19 protein-coding genes are annotated in these 15,560 nt (G+C 60.9%); 11 read left to right on the forward strand and 8 right to left on the reverse strand.

The genetic code is table 11. The annotated features are described in order from the left end of the window. Positions 1-270 precede the first annotated feature (270 nt). From P2W41_RS06960 to P2W41_RS06980, 5 genes are all read right to left on the reverse strand, one after another. The gene (locus P2W41_RS06960) at positions 271-597 is read right to left on the reverse strand and encodes a VOC family protein (RefSeq protein ID WP_404934935.1); all 327 of its coding nucleotides are present in this window, start codon (positions 595-597) and stop codon (positions 271-273) included. A gap of 23 nt (positions 598-620) precedes the next feature. Further along, positions 621-1,196 carry a histidine phosphatase family protein gene (locus P2W41_RS06965; protein WP_404934671.1) on the reverse strand — a complete coding sequence of 192 codons (576 nt, stop codon included), beginning with the start codon at positions 1,194-1,196 and terminating at the stop codon, positions 621-623. A 53-nt stretch (positions 1,197-1,249) separates the two neighbouring features. Continuing rightward, positions 1,250-1,687 carry a DUF1284 domain-containing protein gene (locus tag P2W41_RS06970; RefSeq protein ID WP_404934672.1) on the reverse strand — a complete coding sequence of 146 codons (438 nt, stop codon included), beginning with the start codon at positions 1,685-1,687 and terminating at the stop codon, positions 1,250-1,252. Then, on the reverse strand, positions 1,684-2,289 hold the full coding sequence (locus tag P2W41_RS06975) for a biotin transporter BioY (RefSeq protein WP_404934673.1): 606 nt from the start codon (positions 2,287-2,289) through the stop codon (positions 1,684-1,686). The genes P2W41_RS06970 and P2W41_RS06975 overlap by 4 nt, the downstream gene beginning before the upstream one ends. Before the next feature lie 201 nt (positions 2,290-2,490). Continuing rightward, positions 2,491-3,156, reverse strand: a complete 666-nt coding sequence (locus P2W41_RS06980; RefSeq protein ID WP_404934674.1) for a GntR family transcriptional regulator — start codon at positions 3,154-3,156, stop codon at positions 2,491-2,493. Positions 3,157-3,274: 118 nt separating this feature from the next. On the opposite strand from P2W41_RS06980, the gene P2W41_RS06985 reads away from it, so the two are divergent. Both P2W41_RS06985 and P2W41_RS06990 read left to right on the forward strand, forming a co-directional pair. Further along, on the forward strand, positions 3,275-3,847 hold the full coding sequence (locus P2W41_RS06985) for a helix-turn-helix domain-containing protein (protein ID WP_404934675.1): 573 nt from the start codon (positions 3,275-3,277) through the stop codon (positions 3,845-3,847). Positions 3,848-3,849: 2 nt separating this feature from the next. After that, a complete protein-coding gene (locus tag P2W41_RS06990; RefSeq protein WP_404934676.1) occupies positions 3,850-4,404 on the forward strand; it encodes a GNAT family N-acetyltransferase in 555 nt (184 codons plus the stop codon). 6 nt (positions 4,405-4,410) lie between these two features. Here P2W41_RS06990 and P2W41_RS06995 read toward each other — a convergent pair whose 3' ends face one another. Continuing rightward, positions 4,411-4,974 (reverse strand): DUF2239 family protein, encoded by a 564-nt coding sequence (locus tag P2W41_RS06995; protein WP_404934677.1) that lies wholly within the window; start codon positions 4,972-4,974, stop codon positions 4,411-4,413. Between the two features lie 93 nt (positions 4,975-5,067). Here P2W41_RS06995 and P2W41_RS07000 point away from each other — a divergent pair, with 93 nt between their 5' ends. The 3 genes from P2W41_RS07000 (at position 5,068) to uvrB (ending at position 9,216) form a co-directional block, all read left to right on the forward strand. Beyond that, a complete protein-coding gene (locus P2W41_RS07000; protein WP_292896740.1) occupies positions 5,068-5,592 on the forward strand; it encodes a histidine phosphatase family protein in 525 nt (174 codons plus the stop codon). A 223-nt stretch (positions 5,593-5,815) separates the two neighbouring features. After that, the gene (locus P2W41_RS07005; protein WP_292896738.1) at positions 5,816-6,244 is read left to right on the forward strand and encodes a GNAT family N-acetyltransferase; all 429 of its coding nucleotides are present in this window, start codon (positions 5,816-5,818) and stop codon (positions 6,242-6,244) included. Positions 6,245-6,357: 113 nt separating this feature from the next. Next, positions 6,358-9,216, forward strand: coding sequence for an excinuclease ABC subunit UvrB (uvrB, locus tag P2W41_RS07010; RefSeq protein ID WP_404934678.1), 2,859 nt, complete (start codon positions 6,358-6,360; stop codon positions 9,214-9,216). Positions 9,217-9,337: 121 nt separating this feature from the next. On the opposite strand, the gene P2W41_RS07015 is transcribed toward uvrB, so the two are convergent. After that, positions 9,338-9,709, reverse strand: a complete 372-nt coding sequence (locus P2W41_RS07015; RefSeq protein ID WP_404934679.1) for a GFA family protein — start codon at positions 9,707-9,709, stop codon at positions 9,338-9,340. A 654-nt stretch (positions 9,710-10,363) separates the two neighbouring features. Between P2W41_RS07015 and P2W41_RS07020 the strand changes: the two genes are divergently transcribed. Next, complete coding sequence (locus P2W41_RS07020) at positions 10,364-10,915, forward strand: hypothetical protein (RefSeq protein WP_404934680.1); 552 nt, start codon at positions 10,364-10,366, stop codon at positions 10,913-10,915. Positions 10,916-10,978: 63 nt separating this feature from the next. On the opposite strand, the gene P2W41_RS07025 is transcribed toward P2W41_RS07020, so the two are convergent. Beyond that, positions 10,979-11,212, reverse strand: coding sequence for a hypothetical protein (locus P2W41_RS07025; RefSeq protein WP_292896708.1), 234 nt, complete (start codon positions 11,210-11,212; stop codon positions 10,979-10,981). 250 nt (positions 11,213-11,462) lie between these two features. On the opposite strand from P2W41_RS07025, the gene P2W41_RS07030 reads away from it, so the two are divergent. The 5 genes from P2W41_RS07030 to P2W41_RS07050 all read left to right on the forward strand — a co-directional run bounded on the left by P2W41_RS07030 (position 11,463) and on the right by P2W41_RS07050 (position 15,487). Then, positions 11,463-11,783, forward strand: a complete 321-nt coding sequence (locus tag P2W41_RS07030) for a BA14K family protein (RefSeq protein ID WP_292896706.1) — start codon at positions 11,463-11,465, stop codon at positions 11,781-11,783. A 348-nt stretch (positions 11,784-12,131) separates the two neighbouring features. After that, positions 12,132-12,374 carry a DUF1344 domain-containing protein gene (locus P2W41_RS07035; protein WP_292896704.1) on the forward strand — a complete coding sequence of 81 codons (243 nt, stop codon included), beginning with the start codon at positions 12,132-12,134 and terminating at the stop codon, positions 12,372-12,374. Between the two features lie 171 nt (positions 12,375-12,545). Then, positions 12,546-13,766, forward strand: a complete 1,221-nt coding sequence (locus tag P2W41_RS07040; RefSeq protein ID WP_223021205.1) for an NAD-dependent epimerase/dehydratase family protein — start codon at positions 12,546-12,548, stop codon at positions 13,764-13,766. A 12-nt stretch (positions 13,767-13,778) separates the two neighbouring features. Beyond that, positions 13,779-14,588, forward strand: a complete 810-nt coding sequence (locus P2W41_RS07045) for a glycosyltransferase (RefSeq protein WP_292896699.1) — start codon at positions 13,779-13,781, stop codon at positions 14,586-14,588. Next, positions 14,585-15,487 (forward strand): NAD-dependent epimerase/dehydratase family protein, encoded by a 903-nt coding sequence (locus tag P2W41_RS07050; RefSeq protein ID WP_404934681.1) that lies wholly within the window; start codon positions 14,585-14,587, stop codon positions 15,485-15,487. Before P2W41_RS07045 ends, P2W41_RS07050 begins: the two co-directional genes overlap by 4 nt. The last annotated feature ends 73 nt before the right edge of the window (positions 15,488-15,560 follow it).

The raw sequence follows: 15,560 nt of genomic DNA on the forward strand, positions 1-15,560 counted from the left end.
CGAGAGTTTGAAGAAAATCGGGGAAAGGGGCCGTCCAAATCATAAAGCTTCCAGTCTCCGGGTCTGCAATCACCCGAGCGCGGATGAATCTATGACACGAAAGGGAAAGAGCTACAAGACTCTCCGAAGAGCCGGTTTGCATCCCCGCCGGGCCGTGCAATTGCGCGCATTTTGACAAGCGGCTTAAAAAATCGCGAGCCGGAGAAACGTCATTTTCAGCCGGATTTCGACATAAACTCCGGAGCGTATTCTACTAAGGTATAATATCCGTCATCTGCTTGCGGCTGCTTCCAGCGCGGCAATGTCGAGCTTGACCATCTGGAGCATCGCCTCGGTGATGCGCTGTGCCCTGGCGGGGTCCGGATCGTTCATCAATTCACCGAGCTGTTTCGGCAAAATCTGCCAGCTCAGCCCCCAGCGATCTTTCAGCCATCCGCATTGTTCGATGGTTCCGCTTTCGCCGAGCGCGGCCCACAATCGATCGATCTCGGCCTGTGTGTCGCATTCGATGATGATCGAGAAACTGTGGTTGAATGCATCCGGCGGTCCGGCTTCAAGGCCCCGGTAATGCTGCCCGCCGACTGTGAAGCTCGCGATCTATATAATTCCCGAGGCCTGGATCAGGCTTTTTCCGCTATCGGAATCCAGCCGTGCAGAATCCGCATGTCAGGCAGTGTTGCGGACCAGAAGTGCCCCTGAAAGGGCTGGTCATGGGCGCGGGCGATTGGCACATCGCGCAGCCTGCAAAGAAGCAGCGTTCCGACAGCGCCATGAGCGATGACGGCAATGTCTCCGGTTCCCCCTTCCGAGAGGATCCTGTTCAGGGTTGCATGAATCCTGTGCTGTGCATCAATAGCGCGCTCCCATCCCAGAATACTTCTGGTCGGCTGGGCAAAGAAGGCATCAGCCATGCGCTCAAATTCAGGAGACGGAAGAAAGCCGGTCGCCGAACGGTCATTTTCTCCCAGCATGGGGTCTGTTTTGACGTCGGTACGGCGCTCTGCGCCAAGAATGGCGGCCGCTTCAAGGGCCTTTTTCTCCGTGCTCGACCAGATCGTTCCGATGTTTTGGGCGGCGTCACTTGTTGCAAAACGCATCATGCGCTCGCGTCCGGCAGTGCTTAGCCCCCAGTCTTTCACGTCGGTGCTGGGGTCGACGATGACCTCGGGGTGTGTGATGAAGAGAAGTCTTGCCATCGATGCATGTTCTGGCACGAGGCGGGTTCGGGGTCCATCCCGTGCCTTAAAACTCATTCGCGCAAATCTGGCGCCAGAAGCGCGCCTTCAAATTCCTTTCGGGCGACGGTGGTGCATAGGGCGAGCCATTCGCAGCCAAGACACGCCTTTCGGGTCTTGCCCTCGGCAAAGGCGGAGCGCATCCGTTCGATCAGTCTATTGTCGAGGTGCAGGGCGTGGCCTGTATCAATCGCCTGGCCGAGCCAGTATGAGAGTGCGCTTGCAGCACGGGTATCCCGTTGGCCCACACGCGCGTTGAGGCAGTGCGCGTGCGGGTTTTCCCCCAGGAGGGGACGACAAATGTCGTCTGGTCCTTCGATGAGAACTACATCCTCACCTGCATTGAGGCGTAAAACGATCTCGTCATAATTGGCGGTGAAAGCGGGGCTGTAGCCCCGCCCGACATAAGTGAGCATGCACAGAAGATGATGCGCACGCAGCCGCACCGTCATTTCGTGTCGCCGCGTTTCGCAAACCGCGAGAGCGCCACCAGGGTTGCGGCCCCGAGCGCGGATTTCAGAATGCCCCCGACGACAAAGGGTGCGACGCCAAGCAGGAACGCCTTTTCCATACCGATCATGCTGGCAAGCCAGATGCCTCCCATCGCGAGACAGAGTGCGTTTGCCGAAAGCATGGAAGTGAGGGCGAGGAGCGGGCGTCGAGCGTTCCAGCCGCGTTCAGCCAGAAGGCCGACGAGGAGTGCCATGATCGGAAACGACGCAAGGTAGCCGCCAGTCGGTCCGGCGAAATGGGCAAGGCCACCGGCACCACCGGCCAGAACCGGCAGGCCGATCATGGCCTCACCGAGCCAGGTGAGGACGGTCAGCGTACCCAGGCGTGCGCCGTAGAGCGCGCCGATCATCGCGATCGCGAAGGTCTGCATGGTCACCGGGACCGGGACCATGGGGACTTCGACGCGCGACGCCAGCGCCAGGAACGCTGTGCCAAGCACGACTGCGCCGAACTTGAAAGCAAGCGACTTCTGGTCAAGCTGCAGGGCGCCCGCACTGCCGATCAGGCCGGGGGTGTGCAGGTGGACGGAACCTTGTGACATTGTGCACCTTTAAAATTATAGATAATTTTGGGTATTGATCTATTATTGAGTCCATATTCGCGCAGCTTTGGCAAGAGGGGTGTGAATAACCCTTCTCGGCTTCATCGGTGTCAGGGCGAATGAGCGTGGCTGCGCGGGGACGGCGCGCGAAAGTCAGGGCTCTGGACCTGCTTGGCCTGGAAAGGAAGACCGCGGGGCGGGTCAGCCCTCGATCACGAAGGCCTTGCGCTTTTTGCCGGACGCCGTCTCGATAGGCTTGTGCCCGATCCACTGCACATGCCGGGAGAGAACCGCACATGCCGCGTCAGTTTCTCCGCGCCGCAGATGTTCGAGGATCGCGCGATGATCGCGGTCCGTACGCGTTTCCCAGTTGGAACGCCATGCAGAGAAAAGGAAGCGGGCGCTCGCCGCATGCAGATCGTCGATGGCGGCCAGCAACCGAGGCATGCCGCATGGGGCCACGAGAAGCCGGTGAAAACGCCGGTTTGCCGCTTCCCATGCCATCACGTCTCGGGCATGGTCGCCTTCGAGGGTTGCCTCTTCCGCCGCCGCGAGGATCGCCGGGGTCAGGTGTTGCGCCGCATTGCGCAAGGCCAGCACTTCCAGCGCCGCGCGCATCTCCGCCACCTCGCGCACCTGGTTCAGATCGAAGGCCGCTACCCGCACCCCGCGGCGCGGCTCGTTCTTTGCCAGGCCCTGGGCTTCCAGCAGGCGGAACGCCTCGCGCACCGGCACGTGGCTCGTGCCGAACTCCTCGGCGATATGATCCTGTCGCAACCGCGCACCCGGTTCGAGTTTGCCTGAAACGATGCGCTCGGCCAGCGTGCGGGCAATCTGGGTGGCTTTGGTTTCTTTGCGTGTGGTCATAATTATAGATAATTTGCTTCATGCTGCTTTGTCGAGTGCGCTTCCGCGTGTTCATGAGAGAGAGGAAAGTCGCAACGCGCCGCTTGACGATTTTCATATATGGGATAATTTCTCAAATATGGATTCAGGATCAGATGCCCCCTTCAACGTTGATCGGCGTATTGCCGAGCGCCTTCGCACACTTCGTCAGGAGCGTGGCTGGTCGCTCGAAGACCTTGCCGGCCGTAGCGCTGTGAGCCGCGCGACCCTTTCGAGACTCGAAAACGCGGAGGTCAGCGCCACTGCCACCGTTCTGGGCAGGCTTTGTCAGGCGTATGGCATAACACTTTCGCGCCTCATGCATCTTGTGGAAGACGATTTTCCGCCACTCGTTCCACGTGCCGATCAGACGGTGTGGGAGGATGCCCGATCCGGGTTTACGCGCCGGATCGTCTCGCCTCCTGCGCGTGCGCTTGTCGGGGAGGCGATGGAAGGCGCGCTTCGTCCCGGTGCGCGGATCATCTATGACGGGCCGCCTCGCGCCGGACTGGAGCATCACCTGGTTTTGCTGCAGGGCACCTTGCATATCACAGTCGATGGTATGGCCTACACGCTGCATCCGGGTGATTGCCTTCGCTATCAGCTTCGCGGTCCGAGCCGGTTTGACGCCGATGCGGTCGCAGGTGCGCGTTATCTCCTTTTCACGGTCTGACCATGCAGAGCAACACCACCTTTTCCATAGAACGTGTCGATGCACTCACCGCGTTCCGGATTCTGCCTGAGCTGGCAGGTCTGCTTCACGCGTGCGTCCATGGCGGGGCAAGCATCGGGTTCATATTGCCGTTCGGCATGGAAGCTTCGATGAACTTCTGGCGGGAAAAAGTTCTTCCGGCGGTTGGTTCAGGTGGGCGTCTTCTCTTTATTGCCCGTAAGGACGGCAGGCTTGCGGGGTCTGTTCAACTGGTCATAGATACCCCGCCCAATCAGCCGCACAGGGCCGAAGCGTCCAAGCTCCTGGTCGACCCCGCCTCTCGCCGGCAGGGTATCGCCCGTGCGCTTATGGAGGTGCTCGAAGGTGAGGCGCGCAGCCTTGGCCGCAGCCTCATCACGCTCGACACACGGACCGGCGACAAGGCCGAGCCGCTTTATGCGGCACTTGGCTTTTCCGTTGCCGGTATTATTCCGGACTATTGCCGCGATCCGTTTCTCGACCGCCTGGACGCCACCACGATCATGTACAAGCGGCTCGATGATGCGCGGGCATTGTGAACCTGCTCAGCTTTCGAATGCCGGAGCCGCAAGGCGTTCCACATGGGTGCGCAGGTCGGGTGGCCAGTTGCCTATTCTGCGCCGGAAACCCTTTGCGTCCCCTGCATAAAGCGCGCGAGCCGCGTCTTCATATCCGGGCTGGTCGCCCAGCATCGCCATCATGAACGTATCGGCTGCGCTTTTGGCCCTGCGGGCCTTTTCATGCGGCGCATCCTTTGTGCGGGCGGCATCGACCAGCTTTCGCAGTGTTGCCGACGCACCGCCCGGTTGCGCGTTCAGCCAGTCCCACTGGCGCGGCAGCAGGGTCACCTCTCGCGCCACCACGCCCAGTCTCGGGCGACCGGGCGCGCGCCTTGGTTGCGTGTTCTGCGCTTCCGGAGCCAGTCTGGCCGCCACATCCTCGTGGCTGCCTGCAAGGTTGAAGTCGATCTGCCGGCCGGACAGATCGTCGAAGATAAGCACATCTGCGCCTGGGTGTTCGTCGAGCAATGTCTTGGCCGTCAGCGCGACCTCGAGGGCGCTGCCGCTGGCAAGAAGCCTGTTGCCATGGAATGCAGTGAAATTGGACATTGGGAGCGTTCCTTTGGATGATCTTGAGTTTTACCCGGGTATAATAAATCTGTCAATATACCCGGGTAAAATATCGGCAGGATTGGAGGGCGAATGAAAGAACTTCTGCTGTTGCGCCATGCGAAGTCGAGCTGGGACGAGCCGGGCATGAGTGACATTGAGCGCCCGCTGGCGCCGCGCGGACGTCGCGCTGCTCCACTCATGGGGCGGGAGCTCATGAAGCGGGGCTGGTTGCCAGACCGGGTTCTGGTGTCTCCGGCCCGTCGTGCGCAGCAGACATGGCGTCTGGTTGCTGCAGAGCTTGGGGGTGCCGAGCCGGATCTTGGCAGCGGGGAGGGGCTTTACATGGCTTCGCCGGACGAATTGCTCGCCGCGTTGCGGAGCACTTCCAGGACGGCCAAACGTGTTCTCCTTGTCGGTCACAATCCAGGCATGGAGGATTTCGCCAGCCGTCTGGCCGGCGCCGGGTCCGAAGAGGATGCGCTTGAACGCATGCGGGAAAAATTCCCTACTGCTGCTCTCGCCCGTTTTACCATCGAGGGAGAGTGGAATGCGCTCGCCTTTGGCGCTGGGCGTCTGCTTGATTTCCTCAAGCCGAAGGATTTCTCCCAGAGATAGGTTTGCCAAATGAGCTTGCGGCGGCGCCGCACCCGCGCTAGCACGTTGTCAAACGTCTGGAGGTTTTATGTCCCGGTGAAGCGGGGGCGGTTTCGCCCCGGAAATGGATGATGGCCGATCTTTACCGGCTCCTGCATCCGTTTCGCTTTTTTCAAACGCCTTTTCGCAACTGGCGTGCCTCCGGCAGGCGCGTTCGATGTTGCACAACTGGACATGACCGAAAATGATCAAGACTTATCAACCCGGCGTCGATGACGACGCCATTGTTGCCGTCTGGCTTCGCGCCAGTCGGCTCGCGCACGCTTTTCTTGAGGAAGCTTTCCTGACGCGCGAGGCCGACAACATCCGCAACGTCTATCTGCCTATGGCCGAGACACGCACCATCTGGGTGGATAACCGGCTCGTCGGTTTCATCTCGCTGCTCGGCAACCAGGTCGGCGGCCTGTTTCTCGATCCGGCATTTCACGGTCGCGGGCTCGGCCGGGCCCTGATGGATGATGCAGTCGCCCGAATGGGTACGCTAGAACTCGATGTTTTCGTGAAGAACGATCTCGGCCGAAGCTTCTATGCGCGCTATGGCTTCGTTCCGATCGAGGAGCGCATCGACGAACCCACGGGTGAGCCGGTGCTGCATCTTCGCTACCCGGCCTGACATGACGGCGGATGATTGATCCTGACACCCTTCTGTCAGGATCTGTGAGGGGTGACGCATTCCCTGTGCGTCACCCCTTTCCATTTCGGGTTCGCGGTTCCATATTCAGCCCCATGGCCAGATCATCCGAAAAGAAGAATGGCGGCTTCGCCGAAGCCCCCCAGCCCGAGCTTTCGGGCACACCGCTCTCCGGTTCCATTGCGGATTGGGCAGATGAGATCGCGCAGGAAGCCGAGAAATCTGCAAAGCCGAAAAAGCCCAAAAAGCCTGCCGAACGCTCCGCCTCCGCTTCGAAGACCGCGCGCGGCACCTCGATGGGCGGCGCGGCTTCGGCCCGTGAGCGCGCGGCCGCCGGACTCATGCCCGTCGCGGGTCTCGACGTCACGCTCGAAGAGGCCGAAGGGCTGTCCTCTTCTGGCGTCACGGCCACGGTCGCAGCGCTCTCCAGGCTGATCGAAAGCGGCGATCCGAACCTTCAATCCACATGGACACCGCACCGCCCCGCGCGGCCGGAAAAATCCGAGGGCGGCATTCCGCTCAGGATGTCGACAGAGTTCAAACCGTCGGGCGACCAACCCACGGCCATTGCCGATCTCGTCGCCGGCGCCAACGAGAATGAGCGCACGCAGGTCCTTTTGGGCGTCACCGGTTCGGGCAAGACCTTCACCATGGCCAAGGTGATCGAGGAAACGCAGCGTCCAGCCATCGTCCTCGCACCGAACAAGACGCTGGCCGCCCAGCTTTACGGTGAGTTCAGGTCTTTCTTCCCCGACAATGCGGTCGAGTATTTCGTCTCCTATTACGACTACTACCAGCCCGAGGCCTACGTCCCGCGCTCCGACACCTATATCGAGAAGGAATCCTCCATCAACGAGCAGATCGACCGCATGCGCCACTCTGCCACGCGCGCCCTGCTCGAACGCGATGACGTGATCATCGTCGCGTCGGTCTCCTGCATCTACGGTATCGGCTCGGTCGAGACCTACACGGCCATGACCTTCCAGATGCAGATTGGCGACCGGCTCGACCAGCGCCAGCTCCTGGCCGATCTGGTGGCACAGCAATACAAGCGTCAGGACATCAATTTCGTGCGTGGTTCCTTCCGCGTGCGTGGCGACACGATCGAAATCTTCCCCGCCCACCTGGAAGACCGCGCCTGGCGCATCTCGCTCTTCGGCGACGAGATCGAGACCATCACCGAGTTCGACCCGCTCACCGGCAAGAAGACCGGCGACCTGCAGTCGGTCAAGATCTACGCCAATTCGCATTATGTCACCCCGCGCCCCACGCTCAACCAGGCCATCAAGGGCATCAATGCCGAATTGAAACAGCGCCTTGCCGAACTTGAGCGCGCCGGCCGTCTGCTGGAGGCCCAGCGCCTCGAACAGCGCACCCGCTTCGATCTCGAAATGCTGGAAGCCACCGGCTCCTGCGCCGGCATCGAAAACTATTCGCGCTATTTGACCGGCCGCGCGCCCGGCGAGCCGCCGCCCACCCTGTTCGAGTATATTCCCGACAATGCACTCGTCTTTGTCGACGAGAGCCACGTCACCATTCCGCAGATCGGCGGCATGTATCGCGGCGACTTCCGCCGCAAGGCCACACTCGCCGAATACGGTTTCCGCCTCCCGTCCTGCATGGACAACCGGCCGCTCCGCTTCGAGGAATGGGACGCCATGCGCCCCTCCACCATCGCCGTCTCCGCCACGCCCGGCAACTGGGAGATGGAGGCTGCCGGCGGCGTCTTTGCCGAGCAGGTCATCCGTCCCACCGGCCTCATCGACCCGCCCGTAGAAGTGCGCCCGGCCAAGACCCAGGTCGACGATGTGCTGGGCGAGATTCGCGAGACCGCCGCCAAGGGCTATCGCACGCTCGTCACCGTGCTCACCAAGCGCATGGCGGAGGACCTTACCGAGTACCTGCATGAGCAGGGCGTGCGCGTGCGCTACATGCACTCAGACATCGACACGCTGGAGCGCATCGAGATTATCCGCGACCTGCGCCTCGGCGCCTTCGACGTGCTCGTCGGCATCAACCTTCTGCGCGAGGGCCTCGATATTCCCGAATGCGGCCTTGTCGCCATTCTCGATGCCGACAAGGAAGGCTTTTTGCGCTCCGAGACCTCACTCATCCAGACCATCGGTCGCGCGGCGCGCAATGTCGATGGCCGCGTCATGCTCTATGCCGACCGCATCACCGGCTCCATGGAGCGGGCGATGGAAGAGACCAACCGCCGCCGCGAGAAGCAGCTTGCCTACAATGAGGAACACGGCATCACGCCGGCTTCCATCAAGAAGAACATCGCCGACATTCTCGATTCCGTTTATGAGCGCGATCATGTCCGCGCCGACATTGGCGGTGCCGGTGGCCGGGGCGACGACCTCAACAATCTCGTTGGCAACAACCTCGCCGCCCATCTCGAACATCTCGAAAAAGCGATGCGCGACGCCGCCGCCGATCTCGATTTTGAGGAAGCCGCCCGCCTGCGCGACGAGATCAAGCGCCTGAAGGAAACCGAGCTCGCCATTCTGGACGACCCGCTCGCCCGGGACGCAGGTGTCGAAAACACGCAAAAATCCCGCCGCGACAAGGCGCGCAGCCGCAAGGGGCAGGGCGGGCAGGCCAAGGGCGCAGGCGCACCGTCAGCCCCTCATGGTGAACCCCTCCAACCACGAGGGACGGACAGCAAAGCTCCGGCTTCATCGCTCTTCCACAAGCCCGATCTCGACGAAATGGGCACCTCCGGCGCGCACGCCGTGCCTGCCGGCAAGAGCCTTTTCCGCAAGAACGATCTGGACGAAATGACGGTCGGCCGCACCGAAAAGCCGGTGCGCAAGCCGGTTCCCCAGAAGCCGGAAGACGACCCCAAACCGGTGAAACGCCACCGGCCCGGCATCGGCTCCTACGAAGATCCGGCGGACGAGCGGCGCAGCAAACGCCGCCCCGGGAAGACTGGGCGGCCGGGGCGGTAAACAAACCTCCGTCACCCCGGAAGCCGCAGGTTATCCGGGAGCCATTGGTAGAACGCCGTGGGGCACGGCCGGGTTTTCGTAGGTGCGCCCTCAAGGTCCATCGCTTTTTCGGGTAACTTCCTCACTCCCGATCCCGCTCAAACCGCGCTTTCACTGGAAACGCCGGCAGCCACTTCTCGCGGCGTGACACCCACAGCTCATAATCCGGCACAAGCTGGTCCGGCGCGTCCAGCGTGCCGAGATGCACTTCTATCTCGTCACCGGTGCGGGCAAACACGGAGGAGCCGCAGCGCGGGCAGAAATGGCGGCCCTGATAGGCGTGTGTCTCGCCGGTGACGCGCACCGTCTCCGCCGCAAAGACGGCTGCCGCATAAAATAGCGCGCCATGGTGCTTGCGGCAGTCGAGACAATGGCAGATGCCCACGCGGTCGGGCTCTCCCGAAACTTCGATCCGCACCGCGCCGCACAGGCACCCTCCCGTCAAACGCACCACTGCCAGCTTCCTTTCCTGCTTTTGGTCAGGCGGACTCTGCCGCCTGAGAGATAAGGCGGCAAGGGACAGGGCAAGGGAGGCGGCTTGAAAATGCCTATCCATCATCCTTACCCTACCAAAGCACCGGGGATAAACTTCGGCCTCCAGGAAACCACCCCACTTTTTCTCACCCGCACCCCGTCATCCCCGCAACGTCATGGCTCCCATGATCAAACGACGGGACGACGAGGCGAATGAAGCGCGTTCCCTACTCGCTATTCGCTACTCCCTATTCGCTCTTTTCTCCCCACCCTCAAAACCTCCGCTACACTTCCCCCATCGCCCCTGTCGGGAACCGGGTCCGGAGCCGGGGATCAGGAGGGGCGACGGCAGCCTCCCCCTCGGGTTCGGTGACCCGAGGCCTGTGAGGGCCCGCGAAAGGCCGGCGGCCGGCATCATGTCGGTTGCGGAAAAGCCGCTAGGGCACGGATCGCCCGAGTGACCGGCCGGCAGACGGGACAGCGGCCGGCGGGGCGCGCTTTTCGCGCCACTTCAATTCCCAACAGAGAGGCACGAAAAACGCGCCCCGTTTCCCGAAGGATCCAAACCCCGGCGGCAACCCCGCGCGGCAACGAAGGAGCCTGTCCAAAATGCCCGCACCACACCCTCTGCAGAATGCGCGAGCGCACGACCGGTCAACTGAAATCCGCTTCTCAAATCGTCAACGCAAAAGAAGGGAGACCCGACATGCCACGGAACACCAGATATACCCCGGCGCAGACCGAGGCCAATGAGACGCTTCTCGAGATCATCTGCGGCCTAGCGAAGATTCGCGACACGCTATTGGATGAGAAGGGCATTAAGCCACCTTTCCCCTTTTGCCCGCCCGAATGGCCGCACGAGGAAATGCAGGTGGCGTATCGGTATCTCGCAGGGCAGGCCGAGAGACCGCAGCATTGTTCAAACCGGCGGTGCCGGCGCGCTGGCATGTGTCAGGCAGGGGCGGATGCTCTGCTGGAAGCAGACTGCTTTTCGGACTGGAGCGATAGCGATGTCTCGCGGCTCCATGCTGCCTGGCTGGGCATCGTTTTGTGCTGGATCTATGATTGTGAGCGGTCTGAGCACTTCATGGGGATGATGCAGTATGGAACGCAGGCATGCAGCTTGCCGAAACGGAAACAAGACCTTGAGGAGTCCAGGAAAAAGATCGCACGAAGAAGCTTCTGACAGGGAAGTGCCAGCATGTCATTTTTTGCGCGTGGCGGCTCTCAGGTCCGGCAGTCGTGTCGCCTAGGCTTCGAGCCTCGTGGCGCTGTCGAGCCCTGCCTGAACCAGATTCAGCGGCAGGCGGCGTCCGCTCGCCCAGGAGCGCATCACATGCCCGGCGACCCGTTCGCGGGAGACGCTATCACTCCGCCTTATGCCAAGTTCGGCGCACACGGCTTCGATGGCATTCTCCATCGCGGCCATTTCATCTGCATCGTAGATGCCAGCGCTTTTGTGCAGTACTCCAGGCTTGGCCATGTCCGGCCCTCCTCTGCCGTGGGAAGTTGCAGTCGGCGTGTGTTACCTCCAGTGCCGTCGTCTGCTTGTCCTTCGCCTTACACGGTAACAGGTTTATTTCCCGTGTCTATTATGGCGAATCTTTGTTGCGTGCCCGCGACGGGGTCGCAAAAAAAATCGAGAGGGCGTGAACCTTTCCTTTTCCTCCTGCGACAGATGGGCATCGGACGGCTGCAGCGGCCGGCCACCAATCGCAAAGGAGGATGATGAAATGTCCCTGAAACGCACCATCGCAAAAGGCCTGATGGCCATCGCCCTTGTCGCTACGGCGCTTTCGGCCGTCAGCGTCGAAAGCCGCGCGGGCAGTCTGTCTCCGGGCGAGGCTGCGGCCATCGCCGGGCTTGGCGGCTTCATCGCCGGTGGTCTGATTGCCGATTCACGCGCCCGTTACTACGGTCCTGCGCCGGTCTATGGTCGAGCGTCGGCCTGGGATAGGCATGTGGCGCGCTGCTATGCGCGCTACCGCTCCTATGACGAGTACAGCGACACCTTCCTTGGATATGACGGCTACCGCCATCGTTGTCGCCTGTGAGCTGTTCACACCCGGGCGCTGCGTGGTTACCTGATTTGATCGCGCTGCCGCCGCCCGAAGTGCAAATCCGGGTCGGTCGTGAACGTGGCCTGCCCGGATTTTGTCCGTTTTGCAGCGGCGAAACTGTGAACCAATGACGGGATCCTGCGTTGTACAGCCGATGATGTGCGGCGGACCGGGTGATTGCGGCAAAGCTTGGGCGCAATGCGTGTTTGAGACGGTCATCCTGTTTGATTTGAGATTGCCGGGTTTCCGCACCACCCTTTTCTCGCCGACCTGGTTTCCGGCTCCCCCAAAACTGTCAAACGGGGATCGGGTTGGCATGAACACAGCAAAGGAGTCTCCTCCATGAAAAAAATCCTCGCAGTCCTCGCCACTTCCGGTTTTCTCACGCTCTCGGCCTATGCCGCCGAAGTTCAGGGAACCGTGGCTTCCATCGACGTGGCGACCAGAACGATCGCTCTCGATGACGGTACGGTCTACACCGCCGGTGAGGGCGTCGATCTCGCCAGTGTCGCAGCCGGAGCCTCGGTAACGCTGACGATTGATGATGCGACAAACGAGGTGACATCCATCGAAGCGCAAATGTAACCCTGCCCGTCGTCTTCCGGACGGGGAGCCGGTCTCCACAGGAGGCCGGCTTCATTGTTCGGGTTTGTCCTTTCGGAACAAACTGTCATAAAACAATGCTAAGGGGGCTTTCGAGAAGGGAATCGGTCCGGTTCCCTTGCCTGATGTATTGATGACCGGAGGCGGAATTTCATGAAGATTGCAGTTCTTGGCGGCGATGGGTTCGTCGGCTGGCCGACCTCGCTCCACCTGTCGGCCCGTGGGCACGAAGTCCACATTATCGACAATCTGTCACGGCGGTGGATCGACACCGAGCTCGGGGTTCAGTCATTGACGCCGATGGATTCCATCCAGGAACGCACACGCATCTGGCATCAGGAAACGGGCCGGCGTATCCGCTTCCACCTGATCGATCTGGCGCGTGACTACGATGTGCTGAAATCCTGGCTTGCCGAACATCGCCCCGACGCCATCGTCCATTTCGCCGAACAGCGTGCTGCGCCCTATTCGATGAAAAGCGACCGCCACAAGAACTACACGGTCAACAACAACGTCAACGCCACCCACAATCTGCTCAACGCAATGACGGAGATAGGCCTCGATGCTCATCTGGTCCATCTGGGCACGATGGGCGTTTATGGATACTCCTCGGTTGGCGCGGCAATTCCTGAAGGTTATCTCCCGGTCGGCGTCGAGACCCTGTCGGGAGAGACGGCATCGCAGGAGATCCTTTACCCGACCAATCCGGGCTCCATCTACCACATGACGAAGTCGCTTGATCAGCTTCTCTTCCAGTTCTACGCCAAGAATGACGGGGTGCGCATCACCGATCTGCACCAGGGCATCGTCTGGGGCACGCACACGGAAGAGACGAAACTTCATGCCCAGCTCATCAATCGGTTCGACTATGACGGTGATTACGGAACCGTGCTTAACCGCTTCCTGATCCAGGCGGCGATCGGCTATCCGCTGACCGTACATGGCACGGGCGGCCAGACGCGCGCCTTCATCCACATTCAGGATTCAGTGCGCTGCGTGGAGATCGCATTGAACAACCCACCGAAGCGCGGCGATCGTGTGGAAATCTTCAACCAGATGACGGAAACGCATCGTGTGCGTGATCTGGCCGAACTCATCGCCCGCATGACTGGCGCGAAGGTCGCCTATCTGCCAAACCCGCGCAAGGAAGCGGCGGAAAACGATCTGGTGGTGAGAAACGACAAATTCCTGTCGCTCGGTCTCAATCCGATCACGCTGGAGGAGGGGCTTCTGGCCGAGGTCGTCGATGTGGCGAAGAAATTCGATTACCGCGTCGACCGTTCCCGCATTCCGGCCGTGTCCGCCTGGACCAAGGACATTGCGCCCACCATCGAGCGCGATCCGGAAGGCAAGCGGCTGAAGAGTGTTGGGTGAGCGACGGCATCGATGTCGAAACATGCCTATGTGACGCTCGTCACGAATGAAGACTATGCGATGGGCGCGCTGGCTCTGGTCCGCTCGTTGCGGCTGACGGAAACCGATGCCGATATAGTGGTGATGCACACTGGCGGCGCCCCTGCTGAAGCGCTCCAGCCTTTGGCGAAAATGGGGGCTCGGCTTGTGCGGGCAGAACTTCTTCCAACTTCGGATGCCTTTAACGAGCGACACCAGCGGGCCAGGCTTCACGCAAATGCCCCCTTTACCAAGGGGAACAAGCCGAGTTTTCACACTCCGCTCGACAATTTCGCCAAGCTCAGGCTGTGGCAGTTGACCGAGTATGAGCGGGTCGTGTTCATCGACGCGGATGCGGTGGTGGTGCGCAACATTGACCGGTTGTTCTTCTATCCGGAGTTTTCCGCCGCGCCCAATGTCTACGAGAGCCTCACGGACTTTCACCGGTTGAATTCCGGGGTGTTTGTGGCAACCCCTTCGGCAGCGACATTCGCCTCCATGCTTAAACGGCTGGATGAACCCGATGCGTTCTGGCGGCGGACCGACCAGACCTTTTTGCAGGCGTATTTTCCGCACTGGCACGGTCTGCCGGTGTTTTTCAACATGCTGCAATATGTGTGGTTCAACCTCCCGGCGCTCTGGGACTGGAACTCTGTTTCCGTGGTTCACTATCAGTATGAAAAGCCTTGGGAGCAGGATCATCCGAAAGCCGCGGAGCTGGGTCCTCTGATCGATCTTTGGCACGCCTTCCATTCGGGTGAGAAAATTCCCGATGTTGAGACGCTGGCGAATCCTTCGCCATGAGTGCGCCTCACAGCATCGTGTCTGGCGGGACCGGGCTGGTCGGGCGTTTCATTGTCGAGGCGCTGCTCGCTGCCGGTCATCGGGTGACGGTGCTTGGGCGAAATGCACCGCCGGAAGGCTTTTTTTCAAGAAGCGTCGCCTTTGCTCCAGTTGAGCTTGAACCAACATCCGTTTCTACGGCGCTGTTCGAGGGAACGGATTTTTTCGTGCATGCTGCCTTCGACCATGCGCCGGGGAAATACCGGGGCGGAGAGGGCGACGATGCCGAGGGGTTTCGCCGGCGTAATCTCGAGGGAAGCGTTGCGATGTTTCGAGCAGCGCGAGTGGCGGGCGTGGCGCGAACGGTGTTTCTTTCGACACGGGCCGTCTATGGGCAGCGCGATCCGGGGGCGATGCTCGATGAGACTGATGTTTGCTGTCCTGACACGCTCTATGGCGAGGTGAAACTTGCCGCTGAAGAAGCGCTTTCCCAGCTCTCCGGAGATGGTTTTGCCGGCGTGAGCCTGCGGGTCACCGGTGTGTACGGGCCGGTCGGGAATGGACGGTCACACAAATGGGAGAGCCTCTTTGCGGACTATCTGGCAGGCCGTGAGATTGCACCGCGTATCGCGACGGAGGTTCATGGCGAGGATGTCGGAGCGGCTGTCCGCATGATGTTGACCTTGCCGGCGGAACAAATTGCGTTGGGGCGCTTCAATGTGTCGGATCTGATCCTTGATCGCCGTGAACTTCTGGCGCTGGTAGCGCGCGAGACCGGCCGTGGCAATCCATTGCCGCCAGCCGCTGATCGAGATGCAGTCAACGCCATGAAAACGGACCGCCTTCGTGCACTTGGGTGGACGCCAGGTGGGTGGGCGTTGCTGGAACGATCAGTGCCCCTGCTGTTAGGCAGGCGTTAACCGTTCCGTGGTTTGTGGGGCGGGGGTGCGACGGCCAACTTCATGTGTTGATTCAACTTGTTCACGTGTTGAT

The sequence above is a fragment of the Nitratireductor sp. L15S-10 genome (genome assembly GCF_045011005.1).
GTDB lineage: Bacteria > Pseudomonadota > Alphaproteobacteria > Rhizobiales > Rhizobiaceae > Nitratireductor.